Below are 11,014 nucleotides of genomic sequence, written 5' to 3'. Positions count from 1 at the left end.
GACCTGGTCGCCCACAACTGGAACAGCTAAGAACCACCGATGGCCGGCACCCCGACAACGGGTGCCGGCCATCGCCGTACCTTCAGTGCGAACGGTCAGGTGGCGCTGATCGTGCCGGTCAGCAGGAGAGCGAGGACCAGGGTGCCCAGCGCGACCCGGTACAGGACGAAGACGTACAGGGTGTGGTGGGCGACGTAGCGCAGCAGCCAGGCGATCGCCGCGTACCCGATGCCGAAGGCGATGAGGGTGGCCACGATCGTCTGGGCCACCGTGGGCACGGACGTTCCCGGGGCGGACGGTTCGAAGACGTCCCCGAGGCTGAACACCCCGGACATCACCACCGCCGGGATGGCCAGCAGGAACGAGTAGCGCGCCGCCGCCTCCCGGGTCAGGTTGAGCAGCAGGCCGGCGGTGAGTGTCCCCCCGGAACGGGACACGCCGGGGACCAGCGCCATCGCCTGGGCGAAGCCCATCACGATGCCGTCCTTCATCCGGAAGTTCTCCAGCGTGCGTGTCTGCCGACCCCAGTACTCGGCGAAGGCCAGCACGAACGCGAACACGATCAGCGTGGTCGACACCACCCAGAGGTTGCGCCCGGCCGTCTTGATCTGGTCCTTGAAGAGGAACCCGAACAGCCCGATGGGGATCGAGCCGACGATCACGTACCAGCCCATCCGGTAGTCGAGGCTCGAACGCACGGATTTGTCCCTGAGCCCGACCAGCCAGGTACGGGTGATCCGCCAGATGTCCTTCGCGAAGTAGATCAGGACGGCGGCCTCGGTGCCGAGCTGGGTGACCGCGGTGAACGACGCGCCCGCGTCGCGGTCGAAGAAGATCGCCGAGGTGATCCGCAGATGCCCCGACGAGCTAACCGGCAGGAACTCGGTCAGCCCCTGGACGATGCCCAGGACGATGGCCTCAACCCAGGTCACTCGCCGACTCCCGAGAGCTCGAGAGCCTCGGCGACGGTCCGCAGGGTCTGGACACCGCTGTCCCGGTCGGCCACGAACAGGGTCACCGACAGCGTGGTGACGCCGGAGGCGGCGTACTCGCGCATCCTCTCGGCGATGCGCTCCTTCGGGCCCAGCAGCGACGTACGGTCGATGAACTCCATGGGTACGGCGGCGGCGGCGTCGCGCTGGCGCTTGGCCAGGTACAGATCCTGGACCTCGCGGGCGGCGTCGCCGTAGCCCATCCGGGTGGCGAGCTGGTTGTAGAAGTTCTGCTGCCGGCTGCCCATCCCGCCGACGTAGAGCGCGGCGTACCAGCGGACCAGCTCGGCGCAGGAGGCGACGTCGTCGCCGACGACGACCGGCACGGACGGCACCACGTCGAAGCCGGCCAGTTCCTTGCCGGCCTTGGCCCGGCCGGCGGAGACGGCGGCGAGGTGCTCGTCGGCGAACTCCGGGGCGTAGAACACGGCGAGCCAGCCGTCGGCGATCTCGCCGGCCAGTTCCAGGTTCTTCGGGCCGACCGCGGCCAGGTAGATCGGGATGTGCTCGCGGGGCGGGTGGAAGCCCAGCCGCAGCGCCTTGCCGGGGCCGTCGGGCAGCGGCAGTGTGTAGTGCTGGCCGTCGTACGCCACCTCCTTGCGGGCGATGGCCAGCTTGACGATGTCGACGAACTCGCGGGTGCGTCCGAGGGGCTTGGCGAACCGTACGCCGTGCCAGCCCTCGGAGACCTGCGGGCCGGAGACGCCGAGGCCGAGCCGGAAGCGGCCGCCGGACAGGGCGTCGATGGTGGCGGCCGTCATCGCGGTGGCCGCCGGCGTACGGGCGGGGATCTGCATCACCGCGGCGCCCACGTCGATGCGTTGCGTCTGGCCGGCCATCCAGGCGAGCATGCTGGGCGAGTCGGAGCCGTACGCCTCCGCCGCCCACACCACCGAGTAGCCGAGGCGGTCCGCCTCCTGGGCCAGCGCCAGGTGGTCGGCCGGCGTACTCCACGCTGTCTGGTATCCGAGGCTGAGCCCGAGTCGCACTGGTCCTCCCCCATCCGTGGCACAGGTCGCACCAGGTTACGCAATGCCGAAAACGGACCCGATCACCGGCTCACCGCCAATGATCCCCCGTCCGTCGCGGTGCCTTCCGGAGGCGGAACCGGCAGAACCGGCAGAGATGACGGGAGCGAGGATATCCGTGGCGGCGGGTTCGAAATAAGGTTCACCCATGCAACAGCGACCGCTCGGCCGAAGCGGGCTGGCGGTTTCGCGGCTCGCGCTCGGCACCATGACCTGGGGCCGGGACACCGACGCCGACGATGCGGCCGCCCAGCTCAAGAGTTTCCTGGACGCGGGCGGCAACCTGATCGACACCGCCGACGTGTACGGCGACGGCGACGCCGAGTCGGTGATCGGGTCGCTCCTGGGCACCCTCGTGCCGCGCGACGATCTGCTGATCGCCACCAAGGCGGGGTTGCGTCCGGGCAGCGTCCGGCGGCGCGACGGCTCCCGGGGTCACCTGCTGCGCACCCTGGAGGCGTCGCTGCGTCGGCTCGGCACCGACCACGTCGACCTGTTCCAGGTGCACGGATACGACCCGGACACCCCCCTGGAGGAGACCCTCGCGGCGCTGGACCACGCGGTGGCCAGCGGAAAGGTCCGTTACGTGGGTGTGTCGAACTTCTCCGGCTGGCAGACCGCGCGGGCCGCCGCCTGGCAGACGGCCTGGCCGGGCCGGGCGCCGGTGGTCGCCACCCAGGTGGAGTACTCGCTGCTGGAGCGGGGGGTGGAGCGGGAGGTCCTGCCGGCGGCTGACGCGCTGGGCCTCGGCGTGCTGCCCTGGTCGCCGTTGGGTCGGGGGGTACTCACCGGCAAGTACCGGCACGGGCGTCCGGCGGACTCCCGGGCCGCCTCCCCGCACTTCGAGCGGTTCGTCTCCACCTACCTCGAGCCGCGCTGCTCCAGCATCGTGGAGGCGGTGGCGACCGCGGCCGGCGGGCTGGGGGTCTCGCCGCTGGAGGTGGCGCTGGCCTGGATCCGGGACCGGCCCGGCGTGACCGCGCCGATCCTGGGCGCCCGGACGGTCGGGCAACTGCTCGGCGCGTTGCAGGTCGAGCGCATCACGCTGCCCGAGGAGATCACCACCGCGTTGGAGGACGTCTCCGGGGTGCCGGTCGGCTACCCCGAACGCGACGGCTGACCGATCGGCGGATTCATGGCCTGCCCCGCGCATCGGGCTCGGGTTCCAGGTGCCGATCTTGGCACTTCCGGTGGGCTGAAGCGGAACCGAGAGACCCGTCGCGTCAGGCGCGTAGGCCGGCGACGACGATCTGAACGAGACCCGTGGAGCCGCGGTGGCGCGCGGTCGCGACGCAGCCGACCACGAGAGCGTTGATGTCGTCAGGGGTGACGTCCGAACGAATGGTTCCGCGTTGCTGCGCCTCTTTCAGGAGTTCGGTGAAGGCGGCGTTGAGGGCGGCGTCAGCGTCGGCGGGTACGTGGTAGCCGCCGCTGGCCAGAACATCCGCGATGGCGCGATTGGTGACGCCGGCCTCCACCATGACGGTGAAGAACTCGGCGAAGTTGATGCCGGAACGGGCCTGCTCGGTCAGGGCGTGGAGGCGGTCGAGCACCACGGCCTGGATGAGCGACTCCTTGGTCGGAAAGTGCCGATACACGGTGCCGGCGCCGACGCCTGCGCGGCGGGCGATCTCGTCGATGGGCACGCCCAGGCCCTCGGTGGCCAGGATCTCGTAAGCCGCGCTCAGGACGCTCTGGCGATTGCGGCGAGCATCGGCACGCATGGGTCCTCCGGCCTGTCGACAAGCGGGGCGATCGTTCCGTATAGTCAAACGGGGCGACCGTTCCGATTATAGGAGACGCCATGTGGAGTGCTCGCGACATCCCCCGGCTCGACGGCACCACGGCGCTGGTGACCGGAGCCACCGCCGGCATCGGCCTGGAAATGGCAATAGCTCTGAGCGCACAGGGAGCCCACGTGGTGATCGGCGCTCGCGATGCGACACGCGGTGCGGAGGCCATGCGTGCGTTACCCGGCAGAGGCAGCGTCCTCGCACTCGAACTCGCCAGCCTCCACCGCGTGCGGCAAGCGGCAAGCGACCTCCACAAGCGCTTCGAGCGGCTCGACATCCTGATCAACAACGCGGGTCTGTGGTGGCAGCCAGCACAGCGCACCAAGGACGGCTTCGAGTCTCAGATGGGAGTCAACCACCTCGGCCACTTCGCGCTGACCGGCCTGCTCCTCGACATGCTTGAGCGATCACCGGCCGGACGGATTGTCACGGTCAGCAGCAAGGCGGCCGGCGCGGGCTCGGTCACGGCCCTCGACCCCAGGAGCCTCGTCGGGTACCGGCCAACGACGGCCTACAACGCCTCGAAACTCGCGAACCTACTGTTCGCGTTCGAGCTGCAGCATCGACTCGCCGTGGCAAACTCATCGACGATCAGCCTCGCGGCTCATCCGGGCGGAGCGCGCACCAGCCTGTTTCGTGACGCATCCTCAGGATTCCGCGTGGCCAACGCGACGCTCGGGTGGCTGTTTACCCAGCCTGCTCGCGCCGGTGCGTTGTCGGCGCTCCGGGCGGCTACCGACCCGCAGGCCGTCGGCGGCGAGTACTACGGACCGGGCGGTCCCGGGCAGTTCAAGGGCAACCCGAAAGCGCAGCGGGCCCCGGAACGTGCCTGCGACCCGGCCACACGCCGGCGACTGTGGGCGATCTCCGAAGCGGCGACAGGCGTTGCCTACCCCCTGCCCACCGAAGCTGCGCACTGACACTATTCCGGCGACCCAGCGCACCACTGGTCGCCGACCCGCTCACTGCCGGGGCACGAAGAGCGGTTGACGCTATGGCCGTAGATGACGCTTTTGTCGCGCTAGGAGATCGGCGCGGTACGTGCGCGGGGCGGCATCAGACGGACCCGGTGGCGTTGTTGGTCACTCTGGAGGGGGTGGCGAACGGCCGCTGGGCTGGGCAGCATGGGTGGCATGGACTACGAGTACGCGCCACTGCGGCTGCCGCCGAACGTCGACCGGTTGACCGCAGCGGCGCAGTTGGCGATCCAGGCGGAGTTCTCCGGGTGGGAGTTGGCCCGGGTACGGCTGTTCCGGGACGGCACGCGGCAGGTCATGTTGCGCCGTCGGCGGGTCAACCAGCCGCAGCCGGGCCTGTCGTACTGACACCCGGCCGGGACGCCGCGACGGAACGCCCGGGACCCGAACCGCGATCGGTCGGGCCCCGGGCGTCGTACGGCCCGCAACAAACTAGTGCTGGTGCCCGGCGTGGTCGTGGTCGTCGTCGTCGAGTTCCAGGAACGGGTGCTCGTCGAGCCGACCGACGAGCCGGTCGTCACTGGCCGGCTGGAACGGGCCCACCGCGTCGTCATCGTCGAACGACTCCAGGTCGACCGGGGTGCCCACCTCGCTGACCATCACCACCCCGTCGAGCGGTTCGAGCTCCGGGACGTCCAGCGCGCCGAGCGAGCCGTCGCCGCTCTGCAGCAGCTCCAGCACCGCCTCACCGACGCCCTCCACCGGCGCCGGCTCGTCGTCCTCGGGGGTGCCCTCGCGACGAGCCGCCTCGGCCGCCCGCAGCAGCGCGGAGATGCTCGGCACCCGGTAGTCGCGGCGTTGCCGCACCGAGATCACGCGGGGGTGGGGGTCGCTGGCCTCGACACCGTCGCCGCCGAAGCGCTCGTCGGCCTCGTCCGGGTCGATCGAGTCGACGTCCCACGGCGTGACCTCCCCGAAGGCGTCGAGGAGCTGCTCGTCGTAGGCGAAGGAGGCATTGTTCAACGCCACGTACGCCTGCCAGACGTCGTCGTCGTCGACGCGGCCCTGCGCGGCGCGTACGGCGGCCAGGTGGTGACGGGCCGCTTCGATCACCCGCTCGAGTGCGGCGTCCAGCTCACCGTGCTGGTCGGTCATGTGGGGCAGTCCCTTCACGATGGGGAGGTAACGCGGACACTGCTAGCAGGTGCGGAGGAACCGGTCGAGAACCCGCACGCCGAACTGTAGTCCGTCGACCGGAACGCGCTCGTCGATGCCGTGGAACAGCGCGGAGAAGTTCAGGTCGGCGGGCAGCCGCAGCGGCGCGAACCCGAAGCAGCGGATGCCGAGCGTCGAGAACGCCTTCGCGTCGGTGCCGCCGGAGAGCATGTACGGCACCGGCCGCGCGCCCGGGTCCTCGGCGCGCAGCGCCGCCGACATGGCCTCGACGAGGTCGCCGTCGAAGGTGGTCTCCAACGCGGGCTGCCGCTGGACGTACTCGATGTCGATGTCCGGGCCGACCAGCTCGCGCAACTGTCGCTCGAGCAGCTCGGACTGGCCGGGGAGGCTGCGGCAGTCGATGGTGGCGGTGGCGCGGCCCGGGATGACGTTGTCCTTGTAGCCGGCGGCGAGGCGCGTCGGGTTGGCCGTGTTACGGATGGTCGCCCCGATGATGTTGGCGATCGGGCCGAGCTTGGCGATGGCGACCTCCGGGTCCTCCGGGTCCAGCTCGATGCCGAGCAGGTCGGAGACCTCGGTCAGGAACGCCCGTACGGTGTCGGTGACCACCACCGGAAAGCGGTGCCGGCCGATGCGGGCCACCGCCTCGGCGAGGGCGGTGACCGCGTTGTCGTCGTGCACCATCGACCCGTGCCCGGGTCGACCCTTGGCGTGCAGCCGCAGCCAGTCGATGCCCTTCTCGGCGGTCTCGATGAGGTAGAGACGCTGACTGTCGTTGACCGAGTAGGAGAACCCGCCGACCTCGCCGATCGCCTCGCTGCAGCCGTCGAAGAGGTCGCGGTGGTTCTCGACCAGGAAACGTGCGCCGTAGTCGCTGCCCGCCTCCTCGTCGGCGGTGTACGCGAGGACGATGTCGCGCGGGGGCCGGACGCCGGTGCGCTGCCAGTGCCGCACCACGGCGAGCACCATCGCGTCGAAGTCCTTCATGTCGATGGCGCCGCGACCCCACAGGTAGCCGTCGCGCTGCTCGCCGGAGAACGGGTGCACCGACCACTCGTCGGCGTCGGCGGGCACCACGTCCAGGTGGCCGTGCACCAGCAGGGCTTCCCGGCTCGGGTCGGCGCCGGGGATGCGGGCCACCACGTTCGCCCGGCCGGGCGCGGACTCGTGCAGGACCGACTCGATGCCCACCTCGGCGAGCTTCTCCGCCACGTACTCGGCCGCGCGGCGTTCGCCGACGCTGGTGTCGTTGTCACCCGTGTTCGTGGTGTCGATGCGCAGCAGGTCGCGGCAGAGGTCCACGACCTCCGCGGTGGGGTCCGGTCGGGCGGAGGCGGCGTCGCTCGTCATCGCCCCTTCATACCAGCCCGGAGTTACCGGCGGGCCGGCGCACCGAGGGGAGGCGGCCGGGCATCCAGGTCCACGAATCGGGCGGCGGTTTCGCGGTGGCCGCGTTCGGGTACCGCCGCCCACGACCGCACATCCCCTGCCGGAGCTTCCGCCCGCCAGTCGAGGAGGGCATCATGTCCGCCGTTCCCCTGCCCCCGTTGCCGCCCACGCCCGCTCCCGACGAGGGTTACCGGCCCGGCGGCCGCAGCGTCGCCGACATCGTGGACCGCGAGCACCGGCAGTTGCTGACCCTCGTGGACCAGCTCAGCGGCCCGGACGCGACGCCGAACGAGGCGCTGGCGGTCCTCACCGCCGCGCTGTCGCGGCACATCTCCGCCGAGGAGCAGTACCTGCTGCCAGCGGTGCGGGCGGCGCTGCCGGCCGAGGCCGCCCGGGTGGACGCGGAGATCGACGGCGACGCGGCGCTGCTGACCGCCCTCAAAGTGCTGAACGACGAGACCGTGACCGAGGTCGCCGAGCGGGTCCGCCGCCACGTCGACGGGGTGGGCACGCTCGTCACCGAGCTGCGCGCGGTGGCGACGTCGGAGGAGATGATCCGGCTGGGCAACCGGTTGGAGATCGCCGAGGAGGCCGCGCCGACCCGGCCACACCCGGGCACTCCGGCCACTCCGCCGTGGAACCGCATCGTCGAGCCGGCGGTGGGCGTGGTGGACAAGCTCCGCGACGCGGTGACGCGGCGGCCGACGTACCTGAAGGACCTGCCCGAGCCGCCGCGCGACTGAAGGCGCGGGCCGCACCACAGAATGCATTCAATGTCACCGATCCACTTGGCCCCTTCCGCAGGCTGCGACGTGGTCCTACCGTCACCGTATGAACCTGGAGCTGCGACACCTGCGGGTGGTCTGCGCGATCGCGGAGACAGGGAGTGTGACCAAGGCGGCGTCGACCCTCGGGCTCGCCCAGCCGGCGCTGACCGCCCAGCTCCAGCGGATCGAACGGACGCTGGGCGGGCCGCTGTTCGACCGGGACCGGCGCGGCGCCCGCCCCACCGCGCTCGGTGAGCTGGTGCTCGCCCGGGCCCGGGTGCTGCTGCCGGCCATGAAGGGCCTACAGGACGAGGCGGCGCGGCTGGCCGGCGCCGCCGAGGTGTCGCGCTGCTACCGGCTCGGCGGCGTGAACAGCCCGATCCTGGGCCGGCTGGTGCACCGGCTCGCCGCCGAGGAGCCGCCGGCCCAGATCACCACGTACGCCTCATGGTCGGTGGACGAGCTGGCGCAGTTGGTGGCCGGCGGACGGTTGGACTTCGCCCTCACCGGCGTCTGCGGCGACGCCACCCCGTCGGCCGAGTTCGGGTTGCGATGGCGGGAGGTGGCTGTCGATCCGGTGCTGGTCCTGCTGCCGGCGAGCCACCCGCTCGCCGACCGGGACGAGGTGCGCCTGGCTGACCTGCGCCACGAGCAGTGGGTGGCGGCGCCCGGCGACGGCTGCTTCGGCGACTGTTTCGCCGCCGCCTGCGCCCGCGCCGGCTTCACCCCGCGCAAGGTGTACGAGACCGACATCCGCAGCTGCGTCGACCTGGTGGACGCGGGCGTCGCGGTGGCCTTGTGCCAGGCGACGTTCCGGCCGGTGGCCGGTCTGGTCACCCGGCGGTTGGCCGGTGTCCCGCTGCGCTGGCGACGGCTGCTGGGGTGGCATCCGGAGTCGCCCGCCGCCCGCGACGCGGAGCTGCTGCTGGCCACGGCGAAGGCGGCGTACACCGACTCGCTGGCGTCGCACCCCACCTACCTGGACTGGCTGGTGCGCAACCCGGCCTTCGGCGTCCGGCAGCCCAGCGCGGCGTGAGGTCTAGGCCGTGGCGGGCTCGGCGGGACGCCGCGTGAAGAAGCGGACGAGATCGTCGGCCGCCGTCGGGGACAGCATCATCGCCTGGACCCGTGCGCACATCTCGGCGATCGGCTGGACCCGGGCGAACATCGCCTCCTCGTACGCCCGGATCGCCGCGTCCGGGTCGCCGGGGTGAACGACGAGTTCGTGGGCGAGTTCGGCGGCGTCCAGCATGGCCTGGTTGGCGCCCTCACCGACCGGGGGCATGAGGTGCGCGGCGTCACCGAGCAGGGTGACTCCCGGCTGGTGGACCCAGCGCGCGCCGACCGGCATCGCCTCGACCCGGCGCGGCGTCGGCGCGTCGTCGCCGGCGTCGATGAGGGCGGTGAGGCGCGCGTCCCAGCCGTCGAAGAGGGCCCGTAGCGCATCCTTGCTGCGATAGGCGTCCAGGTCACGGCCCTCGGCACGGAGGGAGATCCCGACCCGGATGCTGCCGTCGCCGAGGCGCTGGGCGGCGAGGATCTGGTTGACGCCGACGCACCACAGGTTGCCGGGGCCGACCATCTCGGCGAGATCCGGGTGGCGTCGGTCGGCGTCGCCGATGGTGAGATCCACGTGGGTGGAGACGTACGTCAGTGGCGCGTCGATCAGCAGCGGTCGGACGACGGAGCGGGCGCCGTCCGCGCCGACGAGGATGTCGCACTCGACGCGACGACCGCCGTCGAAGGTCAGCAGGAAACCGCCGGCGGGTCGCGGCGTCGCCCCGACGAGGCGATGATCCCAGGCGACCGCGTCGGACGGGAGCGCGTCGAGCAGAAGATGACGCAGGACGGTGCGGTCGATCTCCGGGCGTCCGTCGAACGAGCCGGGGCGCGGGGTGTGGTGCACGAGCGTACGCCCGGCCGGGTCGAGGATGCGGTGCTCCTCGCCCTCGGGCCGTGCCGACGACCGGAACTCCTCGCCGAGGCCGGCCTCGGCGAGGGCGCGCTGCCCGGACTCCGGGTGCAGGTCGAGCATCCCGCCCTGCGAACGGGCGGCCCGGTCCGCCTCGCGTTCGTGGACGACCGCCTCGATGCCGTGCAGGTGCAGGATCCGCGCCAACGTCAGCCCGCCGAGGCCGCCGCCCACGATCGCCAGTCGCATCGTCATGCTCCTTACCGTACACTGTATTGCGTGGATACACCGTACGGTAGCGAAGTGGTGCCCGTGTGGGAACGGCCCGAGCCCCGCCCGCGGGCGACGCCGGTGCCGCTGAGCCGCGCGAAGATCGCCGAGACGGCGATCCGGCTCGCCGACGCGCACGGCCTCGACGGCCTGTCGGTCCGCCGGATCGCCAAGGAACTCGGCGTCGGTCCGATGCGCCTCTACGACTACGTGACCAACCGGTCAGAGCTGCTCGACCTGATGGTCGACGCCGTCTACGCCGAGATCGCCGAGGGCGGCCCGCACCCCGGGTGGCGTGCCACCGTGCTGGCCATCGTGCGACGGACCCGCGCCGCCGCCCTCGACCACGAGTGGTTCTCCGACCTGCTCGGCGGCCGACCGCAGCTCGGGCCACACGCGCTCGCCGTGGGCGAGTCGACGGCCGCGGCGCTCAGCCAGGCCCCCGCCGTACGCGACGTCGACGATCTCCAGCGGGCCCTGGGCGCCCTCAACGCCTTCATTATCGGAGCGCTGCGGCGGGAGGTCACCGAGCGACGTACCGCCCGGGCCACCGGCACCGAGTTGAGCGCCTGGCAGGCCAGCCTCGGCCCCTACCTGACGCGCATGCTCGACACGGGCCGCTACCCCACGATCGCCCGGCTCGTCGTCGACGGCGCGCACCTCGACGCCGAGGAGACCTTCGACCACAACCTGACCACCCTCCTGGACGGTATCGCCGGCCGGTGAGGTGAGGCGAGACGAGGGCCACCGCCGGTGCGAACCGCCGCTGT

12 protein-coding genes are annotated in these 11,014 nt (G+C 71.6%); 6 read left to right on the top strand and 6 right to left on the bottom strand.

The genetic code is table 11. The features are described from left to right. Window positions 1-95: 95 nt before the first annotated feature. Both ACLQ25_RS22585 and ACLQ25_RS22580 read right to left on the bottom strand, forming a co-directional pair. Entirely contained in the window at window positions 96-932 is an 837-nt protein-coding gene (locus ACLQ25_RS22585) for an undecaprenyl-diphosphate phosphatase (protein ID WP_396799378.1), read from the bottom strand. After that, window positions 929-1,981: an LLM class F420-dependent oxidoreductase gene (locus ACLQ25_RS22580; protein WP_425732784.1), complete on the bottom strand. Its 1,053-nt coding sequence runs from the start codon at window positions 1,979-1,981 to the stop codon at window positions 929-931. Before ACLQ25_RS22580 ends, ACLQ25_RS22585 begins: the two co-directional genes overlap by 4 nt. 187 nt (window positions 1,982-2,168) lie before the next feature. Here ACLQ25_RS22580 and ACLQ25_RS22575 point away from each other — a divergent pair, with 187 nt between their 5' ends. After that, entirely contained in the window at window positions 2,169-3,140 is a 972-nt protein-coding gene (locus ACLQ25_RS22575; RefSeq protein ID WP_425732783.1) for an aldo/keto reductase, read from the top strand. 103 nt (window positions 3,141-3,243) lie between these two features. Here ACLQ25_RS22575 and ACLQ25_RS22570 read toward each other — a convergent pair whose 3' ends face one another. Continuing rightward, on the bottom strand, window positions 3,244-3,744 hold the full coding sequence (locus ACLQ25_RS22570; protein ID WP_425732782.1) for a TetR/AcrR family transcriptional regulator: 501 nt from the start codon (window positions 3,742-3,744) through the stop codon (window positions 3,244-3,246). A gap of 80 nt (window positions 3,745-3,824) precedes the next feature. Between ACLQ25_RS22570 and ACLQ25_RS22565 the strand changes: the two genes are divergently transcribed. Both ACLQ25_RS22565 and ACLQ25_RS22560 read left to right on the top strand, forming a co-directional pair. Next, on the top strand, window positions 3,825-4,733 hold the full coding sequence (locus ACLQ25_RS22565) for an oxidoreductase (RefSeq protein WP_425732781.1): 909 nt from the start codon (window positions 3,825-3,827) through the stop codon (window positions 4,731-4,733). 213 nt (window positions 4,734-4,946) lie between these two features. Next, window positions 4,947-5,138 (top strand): DUF5703 family protein, encoded by a 192-nt coding sequence (locus ACLQ25_RS22560; protein WP_039906151.1) that lies wholly within the window; start codon window positions 4,947-4,949, stop codon window positions 5,136-5,138. A gap of 84 nt (window positions 5,139-5,222) precedes the next feature. Here ACLQ25_RS22560 and ACLQ25_RS22555 read toward each other — a convergent pair whose 3' ends face one another. Then, on the bottom strand, window positions 5,223-5,885 hold the full coding sequence (locus tag ACLQ25_RS22555) for a hypothetical protein (protein WP_425732780.1): 663 nt from the start codon (window positions 5,883-5,885) through the stop codon (window positions 5,223-5,225). Window positions 5,886-5,927: 42 nt separating this feature from the next. Further along, entirely contained in the window at window positions 5,928-7,256 is a 1,329-nt protein-coding gene (locus ACLQ25_RS22550) for a M20/M25/M40 family metallo-hydrolase (RefSeq protein WP_425732779.1), read from the bottom strand. 173 nt (window positions 7,257-7,429) lie between these two features. Here ACLQ25_RS22550 and ACLQ25_RS22545 point away from each other — a divergent pair, with 173 nt between their 5' ends. Both ACLQ25_RS22545 and ACLQ25_RS22540 read left to right on the top strand, forming a co-directional pair. After that, window positions 7,430-8,038, top strand: a complete 609-nt coding sequence (locus ACLQ25_RS22545) for a hemerythrin domain-containing protein (protein ID WP_425732778.1) — start codon at window positions 7,430-7,432, stop codon at window positions 8,036-8,038. A gap of 88 nt (window positions 8,039-8,126) precedes the next feature. Beyond that, window positions 8,127-9,098 (top strand): LysR substrate-binding domain-containing protein, encoded by a 972-nt coding sequence (locus tag ACLQ25_RS22540; RefSeq protein WP_425732777.1) that lies wholly within the window; start codon window positions 8,127-8,129, stop codon window positions 9,096-9,098. Between the two features lie 3 nt (window positions 9,099-9,101). Here ACLQ25_RS22540 and ACLQ25_RS22535 read toward each other — a convergent pair whose 3' ends face one another. Then, a complete protein-coding gene (locus ACLQ25_RS22535) occupies window positions 9,102-10,229 on the bottom strand; it encodes an FAD-dependent oxidoreductase (RefSeq protein WP_425732776.1) in 1,128 nt (375 codons plus the stop codon). Between the two features lie 24 nt (window positions 10,230-10,253). On the opposite strand from ACLQ25_RS22535, the gene ACLQ25_RS22530 reads away from it, so the two are divergent. Further along, window positions 10,254-10,970, top strand: coding sequence for a TetR/AcrR family transcriptional regulator (locus ACLQ25_RS22530; protein ID WP_425732775.1), 717 nt, complete (start codon window positions 10,254-10,256; stop codon window positions 10,968-10,970). The last annotated feature ends 44 nt before the right edge of the window (window positions 10,971-11,014 follow it).

Source organism: Micromonospora sp. DT44 (genome assembly GCF_049841635.1).
Lineage (GTDB): Bacteria > Actinomycetota > Actinomycetes > Mycobacteriales > Micromonosporaceae > Micromonospora.
The sequence above is the reverse complement of the archived record's forward strand: the minus strand, read 5'-3'. Positions and strand labels throughout refer to the sequence as shown.

What these genes read in the sequence shown, in the direction of transcription:
- ACLQ25_RS22575 (WP_425732783.1), top strand. Translation starts at nt 2,169, where the DNA reads ATGCAACAGCGACCGCTCGGCCGAAGCGGGCTGGCGGTTTCGCGGCTC.
- ACLQ25_RS22570 (WP_425732782.1), bottom strand. Translation starts at nt 3,744, where the DNA reads ATGCGTGCCGATGCTCGCCGCAATCGCCAGAGCGTCCTGAGCGCGGCT.
- ACLQ25_RS22565 (WP_425732781.1), top strand. Translation starts at nt 3,825, where the DNA reads ATGTGGAGTGCTCGCGACATCCCCCGGCTCGACGGCACCACGGCGCTG.
- ACLQ25_RS22560 (WP_039906151.1), top strand. Translation starts at nt 4,947, where the DNA reads ATGGACTACGAGTACGCGCCACTGCGGCTGCCGCCGAACGTCGACCGG.
- ACLQ25_RS22555 (WP_425732780.1), bottom strand. Translation starts at nt 5,885, where the DNA reads ATGACCGACCAGCACGGTGAGCTGGACGCCGCACTCGAGCGGGTGATC.
- ACLQ25_RS22550 (WP_425732779.1), bottom strand. Translation starts at nt 7,256, where the DNA reads ATGACGAGCGACGCCGCCTCCGCCCGACCGGACCCCACCGCGGAGGTC.
- ACLQ25_RS22545 (WP_425732778.1), top strand. Translation starts at nt 7,430, where the DNA reads ATGTCCGCCGTTCCCCTGCCCCCGTTGCCGCCCACGCCCGCTCCCGAC.
- ACLQ25_RS22540 (WP_425732777.1), top strand. Translation starts at nt 8,127, where the DNA reads ATGAACCTGGAGCTGCGACACCTGCGGGTGGTCTGCGCGATCGCGGAG.
- ACLQ25_RS22535 (WP_425732776.1), bottom strand. Translation starts at nt 10,229, where the DNA reads ATGACGATGCGACTGGCGATCGTGGGCGGCGGCCTCGGCGGGCTGACG.